Below are 14512 nucleotides of genomic sequence, written 5' to 3'. Positions count from 1 at the left end.
GCACCAGCGCATGACAAGCCAGGATTGGAAAGTACCGGCCAAAGCCAAATTGAGAACTGCTGGTGCGAATACTTGCTGGTGATTACCCATATCACCAGACCTCGCGGGTTTTCAAAACCCGCGAGGTCTTGATACGCGCGATCCACGACGATGTGGGTAATCACCAAAACACTTGCGATTGTCCCGCCGTCCGAAAATTGCTATAATCAGCGCGACCCGCTGCGCAACGGTGCGCCGCCGGCCTGGTTGCAGGTTCGATCACGCGCGGACTCACACACAATGGAGGTGTGCGATGCCCTTGCCCATTAACTTCCCCCCGTTCATCTACGGCATTCACGATCCCGGAACCTGGATGGATCGGGTTCAGAGTGTGGGCCGGCAGGGCTGGGTGCTCTATACCGAAGAGCTACGCGAAAACAGTTCGGGCAACAACTACCTTGCCAGCGAGCAGCGCGGCTTCGGCGTGCTGGCCCGGTTGAACTGGGGCTATGGCGACGCCGGCACGATCCCCGCGCCGGCGCGTTACAGCGAGTTCGCCGCTCACTGCCGCCAGTGGGTGGCCAACTCCAAAGGCGGCCACATCTGGATCATCGGCAATGAGATGAACCTGGCCGCCGAATGGCCGAGCGGGCCGGCGGAACCGAACAAGATTACGCCGACCATGTACGCCGACTGCTTCGCGCGCTGCCGGGCCGCGATTCGCTCGGCGCCCGGTCACGAATACGATCTGGTCGTCACGGGCGCGGTGGCGCCGTACAACAACCAGACCACCTACCCCAGCAACCCCACCGGCGACTGGATTCGATACTTTCAGGACCTGCTCGGCCTGCTGGGCTCCAACCTCGATGGCATTTCGCTGCACACCTACACGCACGGTGCGCAGCTGGGATTGATTGCGAACGAGGCGAAGATGAGCCCGCCGTTCGACAATCGCAACTACCATTTCCGTGCGTACCGCGATTTCCTTCAGGCGGTGCCGGCGCCGCAGCGCGGCCTGCCGGTGTTCATCACCGAGGCGCAGCCCGCGCCGCAAGCGCCCGACCCGTGCCACAATGGCGGCTGGCTGCCGGCTGAAACGCGCGGCTGGGTGCCTGCCGCGTATAAGGAAATCAACGACTGGAACGCAACAGCGGGCAACCAGCCGATTCAGGCGCTGGTACTGTTCCGCTGGGACAAAGGCTGCGATTCGTGGTCGATCCAGGACAAAGACACGGTCGTCACCGACTTCTACGCGTCGCTCAATGCGGCCTACCGCGTCGTCCCGCCGGTCGGCGCGCCCGCCAAGACCTATCGCGCCACGTTCATGAGCGACAGCGCGCCGGTGATGTTTGCCGCCGATGCCGAGGCGCAGGTCACGGTGTCGGTGCGCAACGATGGCAACTTCGTCTGGCCTGCCGACGGCGCAGGTGCGACGCCGGTGCGGATCGGCTTTCGCTGGTTCGATGCGGCGGGCCGTGAGATCCCGGCCCGCGACGGCCCACACACCGCGCTGCCGCGCAATATCGCGCCGGGCGAGACGGTGTCGATTGCCAACGTGCGGGTCATCGCGCCGCCGTCATCCGGTACCTACGTGCTGCGGCTCGACATGCTGGAGGAAGGGGCGACCTGGTTCGCGGATACCGGTTCCGCGCCGCGTAACGTCACCGTTACCGTGCGCAGCCCGGCCAGTAGTTCGCCCGCTAGCGCGTATGGCTACACCGTGATCAGTTCGAAGATCCCGGATTCGTTCGCGCGCGACGCCGGCGTGGCCGCCGTGCTGTCTTTGCGTAACGATGGTTACAAAGTCTGGCGTGCCACCGGCCCTAATCCAGTGACGCTGGGCTACAAATGGTTCCGGCCCGGTTCCACGCAGGAGACGCTCGTGCGCCAGTTGATCCGCGCCAATCTGCCGCGCGATGTCGCCACGGGCGATTCCGCGACCGTCAGCGTCAATGTGCTGGCGCCGTTTTCGCCGGGCGCGTACTCGTTGGTGTTCGATCTGGTTGAGGAGGGCGTGACGGAGTTTCGCGCCGCCGGCGCGCAGCCATATTCGAAAGCCGTCACCGTGACCGCGCCTCCGTACTACGCTACGTGGAGCTCGGCGACGGTGCCGGCCACGCTGAAGATCGACCAGACGGTCAGCGTAACGGTGAATGTGCGCAATGATGGCGGGAAGACCTGGAGCGCAGCGGGCGCGAATCCTGTACGCTTGTTCTACAACTGGTTCGACCGCCGCAGCCAGCGCGTGCTGGTGCGCCAGGACATTCGCGTCGCGGTGCCGAAGGACGTGGCGCCGGGCGAAGTAGTTGATCTGACGATCGACCTGCTGGCACCTGATCGGCCAGGCAAGCTGAGCGTCCGCTTCGACATGGTCGAAGAGGGCATCACGTCATTCGAGGATCAGGGCTCGCCCGCGCTTGCCAAATCGGTGACGGTACTCGGCATTCAGGACTATCAGGTAACATTTGGCGATGTGCAGCCGGTCGTCGCGCCGAGCGCGCCGTTTGTGTTCAATCTGCGCCTGCGCAACGACGGCCTGCGCACCTGGGCAGCGGGCGGCGCGTCGCCGGTCAAGCTGGGCTACCACTGGTTCGACGGCAAGAACCAGCCGGTGCCAGTCGCGCAGGATATCCGCACACCTTTGCCGGCCGACATGCTGCCCGGCGACGAACTGGCGGTGCAGGCGACCGGCTTTGCGCCGGAAACGCCCGGCCGCTATCGGTTGCAGTGGAGCCTGGTGGCCGAGGGGCTGGCGTGGTTCTACGATCTGAAGGGGCGTACCTTTGACGTGACGGTGGAGGTCGCGCAGATCGGCGCGCCGCTGCCGAAGGCGATGGCCGACCTGCCGCCGCCGGCTGCCGACACGGCCTACCGCGCCGCATTCACGCCCGTGGATTTCGTTGTCTCCGCCGAGGCCGGGGCGCAGCGCGTGGTGACGTTCCGGGTGCGCAACGACGGCACGCGCGCGTGGCCGAAGAGCGGCGCCAATCCGGTGCATGCCGGTTACCGCTGGTTCCAGGGTGGGGCGGCGGTGCCGGTGGCGATGGACATCCGCACCGAATTGCCCGGCGATCTGGCGCCCGGCCAGGAAGCGGTTTTCGGCGTCACCGTCGTTGTGCCGGAAGTCCCCGACATCTATGACCTGTGGCTGGACCTGGTTGAAGAAGGCGTTACGTGGTTTGCCGATACCGGCACATCGCTGCCGTTGACGTTTGCGGTGCGCGTTACCGACGCGCCGGCCGCGGCGCGTGCGAGCACAGCCCCCACATTGGCGGCGCTCGCCCCGCAATCCGAAAGCGCGGCACGGCGCTGGCAGATCAGCGAACCCGGTGCGCCCGAGACCTGGGCGCAGGCCGATCTGGGCGGCATGCGTTCAGTCGACGCACTGTCAGTGCAATTGGACCGTGCGATCGATGTGCGGATCGAGGCATCAACGGATGGCGTGGCCTGGTCAGTACTGGAGCGAGCCGTCGGGCGCTCGGCAATCGTGGCGGCGTTCGCACCGCTCACGGCGCGCTTTGTGCGCGTAGTGCGCGAAGGCGCACCATCGGATACCCAGCCGCCCGCGGTCACGGCGCTGCTGGTGCACGATGCGCTGCCCTGGCAGGCGATTGCCAGCCACAACCGTGTGCGTGCGGCGCTGGCGTATGACAACGACCGCCAAACCGTCTGGAGTTCCGGCGACAATCAGCAGGCGGGCATGCAGTTCACGCTCGACCTGGGCCGCGTGCAGACCGTTTCCGGCGTGGCGCTCGACAACGGCGACCAAGCGGATTACCCGGGCGGCTTTCTGATCCAAGTTTCCGCCGACGGCCAGCAGTGGACCGTCGTATCGGCCAGCCCGGACAGCGGCAACCTGGGGCCCGTCGACGTCACATTCGACGGCCAGCCGGCGCGCTACATCTCCGTGGAGTGTACGGCCAACCGGTCGCGCCCCTGGACGATCGCCGAGTTCCGGGTGCGGCGCGTCATTACGGACTGGAACAGCGTCAGGCTGGACGCGTAGCGCGCAGGTCGTCGAGGATCGGTTTCAGGCGCTGTGGGAAGTTCGTCATGAGCGTGTCGATCCCCAGCGCGATCATGCGGCGCATGTCCGCTTCTTCGTTGACGGTCCACACGTTGACCTGCTGTCCGCGCGCGTGCACGCGCTGAACGAACTCCGCGTCCACCAGCGACCAGCGCGGGTGCATCGCCTCGGCGCGCAGATCGGCGACCTCTGCCTCATCGATCGGATGTGCGTATAGCACCCCGATCCGCAGGTCCGGCGCGATCCGGCGGATGCGGCGCAGCGCGTGCCAGTTGAACGACGAGATCAGCACGCGCGACTCCGCGCGGTTGCGCCGGATGCAATCTACGACCGCCTGTTCCAGGCCCGTGTCTTCCTTCAGCGCCGGCTCCAGCTTGATCTCAATGTTCAGCGCCAGCGGCCGCCCCGGCAGCGCGAAAACTTCATCCAGCGTCGGTATGCGCTCGCCCGCAAAGCGCGCGTCGAAGCGCCCGCCGGCGTCCAGTGCCTGCAGTTCCGCCAGCGTGTAGTCCGAAACGCGCCCGTGACCGTTGGTCGTGCGCTCAAGCGCATCGTCGTGGATAATGACGAGCGCGCGGTCCTTCGCAAACTGAACATCGAATTCGACGCCGTCCGCGCCCGCGTCGCGCGCGGCCGCCAGCGATACGAGCGTGTTCTCCGGCGCGATCGACATGGCGCCCCGGTGTCCGAAGTTGAAGGGAAGCTTCATGGTGCTCTCTTGATGGTCGGGCGCCAGGACGGGAACTGCGCCATGCCGCCGCCCGGCGTCCAGTTTTGCGGGTCACCGCCGTCGGCACGCATGACCCAAATGGCCGGCGCACCGCTGCGGTTTGAGTGGAAAGCGATCATGGCGCCGTCCGGCGACCATGCCGGCGCCTGGTCCGCCGATGGGCTGCTACTCAGGTTGCGCGCGTCCGAGCCGTCGCCGCCCATCGCGTAAATCTCCCAGTTACCGTCGCGATTGCTCTCGAACGCGATGCGCTTGCCGTCCGGCGCCCAGGCCGGCGAGACGTTGTTGGCGGCGGTTTCGGTCAGGCGCGTCACCTGCGAGCCGTCGGGGTTCATCAGGTAGATTTCGTAGTTGCCGGTGCGCTTCGACGCGAACGCAATCACGCGCCCGTCGGGCGACCAGACCGGCGCATGATCCTCGGATGGCTCGTCAGTCAGACGTGTCGGGCTGCTGCCGTCCGTGCCCATGCCGTAGATCTCCCAGTTGCGGTCGCGCAGCGATGCGAACACGATGCGCTTGCCGTCGGGCGCCCAGGCGGGCGACCAGTTGTTTGTCCGCGTGCGCGTCAGGCGCGTCTGCTCGCTGCCGTCGCCGTTCATGACGTACACTTCCCAGTTGCCGTCGCGGTTGGAGGCAAACGCGATTTTCGTGCCATCCGGCGACCAGACCGGCCACTGGTCGTCGCTGATGCCGCTCGTCAGCGCGCGCGGCGCCGCGCCGCCGATGCCGGCCGTGTAGATACGCCAGCGGTCCTTGTCAGTCGCCCGGCCCATGTACGCGAACACGTCGCGCGGCACCGCTGTGGGCGACGGTAGCGGCAGCGGGGTGCGCGTGGGTGTTGGCGGCGCCGAGGAGGTTGGCGTGGCGGTCGGCGCGGGAGCGATGCCCTGCACCAGTTGCACGCCGCCCATGAGTAGGAAGACGAAAAACGCCGCCAGCAGTGCCCACGACGCCAGACGCACGACCAGCACGCCGATACGCGTCGACCAATCCAGGCCGGGGAAAAACGTCAGGCGCCGGCTACGGCCCGTCACAATCGCCAGGTTGGCATAACTGACGGCCCATACGCGCATGAGTCCCGAACTGAAGCGGAAGCCCGCCACGCCGGCCGGCTCCATCACGTCGAGTTGTACGAGGCGCGTCATGCCTGCCTGGACCGACTCGTCGCTAACTCCGAAGTTGTTATGGTGCAGTTCCCGGACAATCGCTTTGGTTGCCAGCAGGCCGTGCTCGCCACGCACGGTGGCGGCCGCCGCGAGCGTCAACTGCTCCTCGCGGGTCAGCGCTTCCCAGGCCGCGCTCATCTCCGCATTGAGCCGTGCCGCCGCGTCGGCCAGCGCCAATTCGACGGTGCGCGCACCGACCCGGCCGCCATGGCCGCGCCGGTCGTAGACGGCGAAACCGACCATCTGTGCAACATGCGGGCGCCCGTTGCTCTCCTGCCAGACGCGCTCGAGCGCCTGGAAGTCATACTTCAGCAGCGATCCGGCGGTTTCCGTCATCAACTGGCTGAGCTGCGCCCGCGTCATCGCGCCCAGGCGTGTTTGTGCGATGGGCGGTAGCGACTCCGTCAGGCCGACTAGCCGCAATGGCATGTCTTTGCTGATGCTGTCGTCTTCCAGCAGGCCCCAGCTCAGGACGAAGCGGATGCGCCGGTCGCCGGCGCACAGGAGTCCGAGCGCGCTGAGCAACTCGTTCTTGGACTCCAGATCCCAGCCTGCCAGCCCGTCCAGCGCGATCAGAATCGGCTGGTGGCCGGTGTTGTGGATGGAGTCGGCAAATGCCTGGCGCAGCGCGGCCGTTGATTCGGTCGCGGGCAGCCCGGCCCCGAGCGATACGACGCGCGCAACCTGCGCAAGCGCGGCCGGCACGCTCAGGTCGGTGAGGTCGAGGTAGGTGGCCTGATAGGTTTCGCTGAACTGCGCACACGCCTGCAGGAAAAGGGACGTTATCCCGATCCGGGGCGGGCCGTGGACGACGGCAAGCGCGTACTGGTCGAGCCGCGCCGCGAGCCAGGCCAGGGTATCGGCGCGGCCGAAAAAGCGAGCCGGATCACGGATGGGCTGATCCGGCGTATATGGATTGTTCGGAAGACCGCTTTGCACGAAGTCAGTTTAGGGGTAATCAGGCGGCTGGTCAAAACGCTGCTACTGCCATGACCAGGCTGCCATCGAGCCGGACGCGATGCGGCGTGCTTGCCCGCTCGCGACATCGACGACATAGACGGCAGTGGTATTGTCGCGCTCTCGCGCCGAGTACAGCAGTGCCGTGCTGTCGGGCGACCAGACGCGCAGCGACTGGCCGTACTGGTCGGAATACGGTATGATCGCGCCGAAGTCGTCTGACGGCGTGAAGCGCGACAGCGACAGTACCGATCCGTCGGACACGTTATACACTTTCCACTCAATGCGCAGCGTGGCGGCTTGCGCCGGGGCGCTCACGGGCAGAAGTCGCCCCTCATTGCCGCGGGCTATCGCCATGTAGCCGAGTTTTGTGCCGTCCGGCGACCAGAAGAACGCAATCGGGCTGTCTTCGGCTATGACGCGGTCATTGCGACCGTCCGCATCGACCAGGTGAATCTGCGAATTCTGTCCGATCCGATTGTTCGGCGTCACCAGATAGGCAATTTGCCTGCCGTCCGGCGACCAGTTGAACGCCAGCATGCCCGCGAACTTGGCCAGGGTGCGCGCGTTGTTGCCATCCAGGTCCGAGGCGACCAGCGCATTGTCGCGTTCGGTGGCGCCCATGATGGCCGTCAGCACCTCGCGGCCGTCGGGCGAGAACGCCGGCGCCAGGAAGTTGCTCGGAGCCAGATTGAGGTCGCGCGGGTCGGCCCCGTCGAAGGTGTGCGAGCCAACAAATGCATCGGCTGAGGCGCGGCGGCTGCCGCCCACGTGGCTGATCAGCGACCCGGAATCGGGCGCCCACGAGAAGTAGAACGGCGCGCCCTGGCCGAGTTCGCCGCCGCCACTGCCGTCGCCGTTGACGTATCCCAGTGAAATGTCGCGGTTGTCGTCCTGCGCCAGGAATGCGATCCGTTGGCTGTCTGGCGACCATGACATATAGATCGGTACCATATCCTGACTGCCGAACAATTCGCGCGGCCGCGCCTCGCGCGGGCCGGTGGACAGGATGCGCGCGCTGCCGTCGGATGCGACGCCGACGAAGGCCAACTGGCGGCTGTCGGGCGACCAGTTCGGGAACATATACCGCCGGATCGGCATGCCGCGCGCCGTTGGCGTCACATCGTTGGTGACCTGTACGACGTCGCCGCCGGCACGATCCATGGTGTATATGTTACCCTCGTTGCCGACCACCGCGATGCGGTCAACTTTTGTGGCCGCCGGCGACGCCGCTACCGCAGGCACAGAAGGGGCCGCGACCCGGGTGACCGGGACAGTCAATGCGCCGAAGCTGAGAACGAGCGCCGCACACGCCAGCATCACGACCATGCTCAGGCAGGTGGCCAGCGCGCAGCCGAACTGGGCTTTGGATTCTTGTTCCATTGTGTGCCTCGCAACTCCCTAGATTGCTAATTCCTGGCCGATGCCGCGGGTGTGCGCCAGTTCCAGCACGCGGCGCGCTGTGGCGATGTCTTCGATCGCGATGCCGTGCGACTTGAAGAGCGTCACGTCATGGGGCGACATGCGGCTGCGCAGGCGACCGCTCACCACATCGCCCAACTCGCGAACCTGCTCCCATGTAATGATATTACGCTCGACCGCCGAAATCAGATCGCCGCCTTCGATGCGCGCCTGCTCATTGGAATCGGTCGCGATGAACTGCGCCCGCCGCACCACGTCATCATCGATTTCTGCCCGAGACAGGGCGTTGGAGCCGGCGGCATTGACATGCGCGCCATCGGATAGCCATTCGCCAAGCAGGACGGGCGTCCGGGCGCTGGTAATCGTCGCCACAATAGCGGCACCGCGTACCGCTTCTTCAGCCGTTACGCTGGCTGTGACGGTCACGCCGACCTGCGCCTGCATGCGTTTGGCAAATGCTTCGCGCCTGGCCTCATCGCGGCTATAGACCCGGATTGCGGTCAGATCGCGCACAGCGTTGATGGCCAAGATCTGCGATTCAGCCTGCCATCCCGTGCCAATCACTGCCAGCGACTTGGCTTCCGGGTTGGCCATGTATTTGGTTGCAATGCCGCTGGCAGCTCCTGTCCGCATTTGTCCCAACTTGTCTGCTTGAATAACCGCTAGCAGCCTGTCGGAGAGCCAGTCTTTTTGACCGCATCTTGTGGTTTGGAGATCGTTATTGGCGCTGCGACCACAAAATGCAGTCCTCTCCGACAGGCTGCTAGTAACTCGCCGGTGTCGGTCGAGTATAGCATGACGTGAAACTTGGCGCCGGAGCGCGTGGTGCTGTATGCCTTATAGCCCATGACGCCGAGCGTGGGCAGTGCTCCAGCCATCAGGTGCAGGACGCCTTTCGGCGGGCGCAGCCGGCGGCGCGGCAGATTCTGCGCGGCGGCCCGGCCCTGCTCGCGGAACGCCTCTTCGACGCATACCAGCGCGTCAGGCATGGTCAACAGGGCGGTGACGTCTTGCTCGGTCAGGAATAACGCCATGGCAAGTGTTCTCCGATCGGCATGGGCTTACGAGCGCACGATCTCGGCCGCCACGTCGCCGCAGCGACGGAACTCGACGTGGCCGAGTGAGCGCGCAAAGGCGATGAAGCGTCGCAGCATGCGCACGCGACTCGGGCGGCCACTGAGCTGCGGGTGCATCGTTAGCACAAACAGCTTGCCCGGCTCGTCGTGCAGCGCAGCCAGTTCTTCGGTCCAGATCTCAAAGGCGTGGCTGGCTGGTTGAATCGGCCGCTGGCTGCCCGGCCGGAACAGGAAGAACGGGGCATCATCGTTCATCCACTGGATCGGCAGCTCGACCAGGTTGGTCGGCTTGCCGTCCAGCGTGTGGCGATAAGCTGCGTCGTCGTCCATCAGGTTGGATGAATACTGAAAGCTGTACTGCTCCAGCAGTGACAATGTGTGCGGCGAGAAGTCCCACGAGGGCGACCGGTAACCGGTTGGCCGCTGACCGGTGGCGCGCACGATCGACTCCAGACCCTTGACCAACTCGGCTTCCTCGGCGGCGCGATCGGGGAATTGTGCCGGCGGCGTGTGCGTATAGCCGTGATGGCCGATCTCGTGGCCGGCCTTGACGATCGCCTCGATAGCGGCCGGGTACCGATCCACCACCCAGCCCGGCACGAAGAAGGTCACCAGGATGCCCTCGGCCGCCAGCAGGCGCAGAAGGCGATGTACGCCCACGCGCGGACCGTACTGGCCGATCGACAGCACGCCCGGTCGGGTTGCGTTACTCGGATCGGACGCCAGCGCGCCGGATTCGGCGTCTAGATCGAACGTGAGCATGATCGGGAATGCCATGGTGTTCTCCTGTCAGATACGGCGGTGTGGTGGAATGGTGATTACCTATGCCGCAACAGCCTTGAGCACGATCGTGGCGTAGCTGCCTGGCGGCAGTGTGAACTCAACGGTCGCCTTCCAGCGGCGCCGGGCCAGTTCGTCGTTTTCAGGGCTGCCGGCGCGTGCATCGGCGGGGCGCACGACCAGCGGCCGCGTCGAGCGCGAGACAAACGCGCGTTTCAGAATGCGTGCCTTGAAGTCGTTTAGCATCAGCCGTTCGGCCGCGAGCACGGCAGTCGCTGCAGCGTCGAGCGCCGGGTCCGGCCAGCGCGCCTGGTGGTTGGGTAGCGGCACGAGCAGTCGCTCTAGCTTCGCGCGCAGGCTCTCCGGCAGATTGCGGTAGACCGGCAGGTCCTGGCCGGCCACGCGGATGCTGGACAGTGCGAACGAGGCCCCGGCCAACTCCGTCTGCAAATAGCGCGCGACAATCAGGTTCCAGAGCCACGATTGATACGCCGACAGATATAGCGCCAGCAGGTTAGCTGGAATCAAGTTGAGCGCTTTGCGCCAGCCGTCCTGCGGATGGTCTTTCAGATAGGTCAGCACACTGCGGAAGTTGGATGGCTTCGGCGCTTTCTCCATCAGGGCCGGCCAATCGCCCCAGTGCGCGGCGGCGAACTCCTTGAAGACGCGCACGCGCTCGGGATCGCCGACCATCTTCTCGCTGAGATACGTCTTGACCGCCGCTTCGGCATCGCGGCGCATGATATGCTTGCCGATGAAGCCGGACTCACCGGTGTACGATCCGAAGCGCTGCTCGTCGAAGTAGTTCGGCAGGCCAAACTCCGTCAGTTGAGCCAGGCGCGGCGCCAGCCGCTGCGCCTCTTCCAGCCCCAGATCGCGGACGACTAGCGTGAATGTGTTGCCGGCCAGGTCGGTCGCCTGCAGCGCGCGCTCTCGATAGCCGGCGAACTCAACGCTGAACTCGCTGTCGCTGGATACCACCGACGGCCACGCGACCTGTTCCGCGCGCCCCAGGCGCGCCGGCCCAAGCGCGACGGTCGCGTACTGCGTGGTGACGGCGTCCTTGTCCTTGAGCCCCGGGAACACGATGTGCTGGTTCGCGATGCCGAGCTTGGCCGCCAGCCGGTTCTGCACGTCGAGTGTGGTCAACCCGCGTTTGCGCACGCGTAGAAGCGCAAAGCCGCCTGATGCGGCAGGCGGCTGGCGTAGTCGCTCGCTGACGACAAAGTCGCCGGGCTGTGCCTTGAATCGCATCGATACCGCGCAACCGGCCTATTTGAGCGGCGACCCGCACACGTCGCAGAACTTCGACGTGGGGCCCATCACGTTGCCGCACTTCGGGCAGAGGCGCGGCTGTGCGGCGCCGAGTGGACCGCCGCACGCCGAGCATTTGCCGTCGCCGACCTTGTTCGTGACGCCGCAGTACGGGCAGGCGACCGACTGCAGACGCTCCGACATCGCCATGGCCGCGCCGACGCTGCGGCAGTATTTTTCGACCACGTCCCAGACCTGGGTCGGCAGGGAGAACGAGCTCACGTCCTGCGCCACATCGTCGATGCGGTTGAGCAGAGTGATCGGGTTCAGGAGCGCCATCACACCGGTCTGCAGGATGCTGGCGGCCGCGCCGAGCCACTCGTGCTGCCCGAGCGAGACGGTGACGCCGCCCTCGATGCGCTGGATCGTGACGGCCAGCGCGGCCTGTCCGCCGCTGCCGCTCCATTCGCGCGTGGCGATCTGCACCATCACGCGCTCGCCACTGCCGACTTTCTGCGCGCGGCGGTTGCCCTGGTCGAACGCGGCGACGACCGCCGAAGCGAGTTCGTCCGGCGTGAGTTTTCCGTGATAGGTTCGTTGATCCATTGGGTGCTCCCTGCGCAAAACGTGATGCGATTGTATCACAAGATCGAACCCGGGTGGCCCCGGTCTGTCGCTTACGGGAGCGGCTGCCGCGCCCCGCTCGCCACAGCCGGGCGCAGCAGATTGGTTTCCAGGTAGGCCAGCAGCGTCGAGGGGTACTCACGCAGCGTCCACCAGGCGTAGCTCTCCGGCCGGTAGTCGCGCCGGTCGGCGTCCACGCCGACGGTGTCGATCCCCAGCTGGCTGCAAGTGAAGATGGCGCGGGCGATGTGGAACTGTTGCGTGACGACGACGGCGCGCGAGACGCCATACACGGTCCGGGCGCGCATGCAGGTATCGTACGTGCGCAGCCCGGCGCCGTCGGCCACGAGCGCCGCGCGCGGTACGCCGAGCGAGAGGGCCGATTTCACCATGGCGCTCGGCTCGTCGTGCCCCGGCGTGCTGTCGTCGCCGGACATCAGCAGCGTGCGGACCGCGCCGAGCTTGTAGAGCTCGACGGCGGTCGCCACGCGATCGTACAGTATCGGCGTTGGCGTGCCGTTGGCCCACAGTCCTGCGCCGAACACGATCGCCACGCGCGGTGCGCCGCTGCGCGGCAGTTCACGTGGCGACGCCGCGGCCAGGCCGCCGTACGCCTGCTGCACGTAGGTGGTCACTCCTGCCGATGTCCCGGCCGCAATCACCATGATCAGCATGGCCCAGCGGAACAGCCGTCCGATCATGCGGCCACCGCAAGCCCAATCGTCAGTTCGATATGTTCTCCTGCACCAGATCCTTGACGTCTTCGAGTTCGCCGGTCTGCCGGTCGAGCACCTCGGCTGCCTTCTCGTCCCAGAAAATCATACGCCGGTACGATTCCGACATGGCAATGCCGGTCCCGGCGCCTTCGCGCTCGGCCCACTCGCGCATGTTCTTGTCGATCCACTCGCCCGGTCCGATCTGCGACGCGTGCGCGCGCAGCGCGGCGCACTTCAGATCGATCGTGTCGCCGATATCGATCCAGGTGTCGGGCGGGTTGCCGAAGTTGATAAACACCTCGCGGACCTTGTGCGGTTCCAGTCCCTCGGCCAGCAGTTCAGGGAAGATGTAGCGCGTTTCGGCGGAGGGAAACACGGCGTCCAGCGCGGCGCTGGCCACGGCGCGATGATCCGGGTGGTTCAGGTAGCCATGGCCAAACCAACGTACGGTCGGGTCGGCGGTAACGACCACGTCGGGCTTCAGCCGCCGGATGATGCGTGTCAGGTCGCGGCGAAGCATCAGGCTCGGCTCGACCACGCCGTCCTGGTAGCGCAGGAACACAACATCTTTCGCGCCCAGGATGCGCGCGGCTTCCAACGTTTCGCGCTCGCGGATCGGCACCAGCCCGTCGTTGTGTGGCGTGTGCTCGTTGGTGCCGGCGCTGCCGCTGGTGACGAGGCAGAAGAAGACGTCGCGGCCCTCGCGCGCCCAGCGCGCCATGGTGCCCGACGTGCTGAATTCGATGTCGTCCGGGTGCGCGGCGATATTGAGGATGCGTTTGAGCGATGGGTGCAGTTCATGCGGTTTGGTGGGCGGGAATGCCATGGTCGATAGTCTCCGGCCGGGTAAGGGTGGTTGGGGCGTCGGCGCTTAGCGAACGGCGTCGATCACCTTCTGGAAATCCGGGAAGCGCAGCGCGCCTTGCAGTCGCGAGCCGTTGATGTCGTACGTTGGCCGCACCCGCACACCGTCGGTCGAACGCGCGGCAGCGGCCATCTGCTCAATCTTGGCCTTGTGTGTGTGGCTGTTCATGCACGCGCCAAACCCCGCGCTGTCTAGTTTGAGATCGTCTGTGGCCCATTGCTGGAACACGGCCACGCTGCCCGCATACGTCTTGTCTTGCCGCTGGTACAGCAACTCGTGCATGGCCCAGAATTTGCCCTGGTCGCCCGCGCACTCGGCCGCCTCGGATGCCAGCAGCGAGGGCGCGCCGAAGTCGAGTAGGTGGCGAAACATCAGTTTGACGCGTCCGGTTTGTACATACGCCTTGACAATCTGCGGCTCAGTCTCTAGCACGTAGAGACGGCAGGTTGTTCAAAGAAAATCCGAATAATCGGTGAGCGTCACGGGTGCGTTTGGCGAGCCGAGCAGACGGTTGCCTTTGGCGTCGGTGGTTTCGCCCGCGGAACCGGGGCTTGCGAGCGTCGCTGCCGAGGTTGTGGTCGGCGTTGCGCCGGCGGCGGCTGCGGTCGGCACCAGCGTTGCCGTTGCTGCGGCAATGACCACCGTGGCCGTGGCTGCCGGCGCCGTGGTGCGCGGCGGCACGGCAGTTGGCGCTGGTGTTGCCGCGCCGCAGGCGGTCAGAAACAACAGCAGTAGAACGGCCCCAAATCGCATGAATGCTCCTTGCATAGACGCCCATACAACGGGCACAATCGAGTAACGTTCATTCTAATGCACTCCACTGACTGCACCAAAGCGCCGCGCGGGTCATCAGCAATTCCCATTTTGGCTTTGGACGGGTACTTTCCAATGCCGGCTTGCTATGAACTGGCCCCCT

At 65.7% G+C, this 14512-nt stretch carries 13 protein-coding genes; 1 reads left to right on the top strand and 12 read right to left on the bottom strand.

Going from position 1 to position 14512, the window contains the following annotated elements; all coding sequences use genetic code 11:
- The first annotated feature begins 292 nt into the window (after positions 1 to 292).
- Positions 293 to 3985: a discoidin domain-containing protein gene (locus HZB53_17675; protein ID MBI5879482.1), complete on the top strand. Its 3693-nt coding sequence runs from the start codon at positions 293 to 295 to the stop codon at positions 3983 to 3985.
- On the opposite strand, the gene HZB53_17670 is transcribed toward HZB53_17675, so the two are convergent.
- The 12 genes from HZB53_17670 to HZB53_17615 all read right to left on the bottom strand — a co-directional run bounded on the left by HZB53_17670 (position 3969) and on the right by HZB53_17615 (position 14349).
- Positions 3969 to 4715: a glycerophosphodiester phosphodiesterase gene (locus tag HZB53_17670; GenBank protein ID MBI5879481.1), complete on the bottom strand. Its 747-nt coding sequence runs from the start codon at positions 4713 to 4715 to the stop codon at positions 3969 to 3971. The genes HZB53_17675 and HZB53_17670 overlap by 17 nt on opposite strands.
- Positions 4712 to 6841 (bottom strand): PD40 domain-containing protein, encoded by a 2130-nt coding sequence (locus HZB53_17665; protein MBI5879480.1) that lies wholly within the window; start codon positions 6839 to 6841, stop codon positions 4712 to 4714. The genes HZB53_17670 and HZB53_17665 overlap by 4 nt, the downstream gene beginning before the upstream one ends.
- A 42-nt stretch (positions 6842 to 6883) precedes the next feature.
- The gene (locus HZB53_17660; protein MBI5879479.1) at positions 6884 to 8242 is read right to left on the bottom strand and encodes a PD40 domain-containing protein; all 1359 of its coding nucleotides are present in this window, start codon (positions 8240 to 8242) and stop codon (positions 6884 to 6886) included.
- An 18-nt stretch (positions 8243 to 8260) separates the two neighbouring features.
- Complete coding sequence (locus tag HZB53_17655; protein ID MBI5879478.1) at positions 8261 to 8914, bottom strand: ornithine cyclodeaminase family protein; 654 nt, start codon at positions 8912 to 8914, stop codon at positions 8261 to 8263.
- 29 nt (positions 8915 to 8943) lie between these two features.
- On the bottom strand, positions 8944 to 9315 hold the full coding sequence (locus tag HZB53_17650) for a hypothetical protein (GenBank protein ID MBI5879477.1): 372 nt from the start codon (positions 9313 to 9315) through the stop codon (positions 8944 to 8946).
- A gap of 27 nt (positions 9316 to 9342) precedes the next feature.
- Entirely contained in the window at positions 9343 to 10134 is a 792-nt protein-coding gene (locus tag HZB53_17645) for a polysaccharide deacetylase (GenBank protein ID MBI5879476.1), read from the bottom strand.
- Positions 10135 to 10179: 45 nt separating this feature from the next.
- Positions 10180 to 11391, bottom strand: coding sequence for a tRNA pseudouridine(13) synthase TruD (truD, locus tag HZB53_17640; GenBank protein MBI5879475.1), 1212 nt, complete (start codon positions 11389 to 11391; stop codon positions 10180 to 10182).
- 18 nt (positions 11392 to 11409) lie between these two features.
- Positions 11410 to 11997 (bottom strand): zinc ribbon domain-containing protein, encoded by a 588-nt coding sequence (locus HZB53_17635; protein MBI5879474.1) that lies wholly within the window; start codon positions 11995 to 11997, stop codon positions 11410 to 11412.
- Between the two features lie 71 nt (positions 11998 to 12068).
- Positions 12069 to 12716, bottom strand: coding sequence for a YdcF family protein (locus HZB53_17630; protein ID MBI5879473.1), 648 nt, complete (start codon positions 12714 to 12716; stop codon positions 12069 to 12071).
- 22 nt (positions 12717 to 12738) lie between these two features.
- Entirely contained in the window at positions 12739 to 13527 is a 789-nt protein-coding gene (locus HZB53_17625; GenBank protein ID MBI5879472.1) for a PIG-L family deacetylase, read from the bottom strand.
- A 75-nt stretch (positions 13528 to 13602) separates the two neighbouring features.
- Positions 13603 to 14028 (bottom strand): thioredoxin domain-containing protein, encoded by a 426-nt coding sequence (locus tag HZB53_17620; GenBank protein ID MBI5879471.1) that lies wholly within the window; start codon positions 14026 to 14028, stop codon positions 13603 to 13605.
- An 18-nt stretch (positions 14029 to 14046) separates the two neighbouring features.
- Positions 14047 to 14349 (bottom strand): hypothetical protein, encoded by a 303-nt coding sequence (locus HZB53_17615; protein MBI5879470.1) that lies wholly within the window; start codon positions 14347 to 14349, stop codon positions 14047 to 14049.
- Positions 14350 to 14512 lie beyond the last annotated feature (163 nt).

This window comes from Chloroflexota bacterium (genome assembly GCA_016235055.1).
Taxonomy (GTDB): Bacteria; Chloroflexota; Anaerolineae; order JACRMK01; family JACRMK01; genus JACRMK01.
The sequence above is the reverse complement of the archived record's forward strand: the minus strand, read 5'-3'. Positions and strand labels throughout refer to the sequence as shown.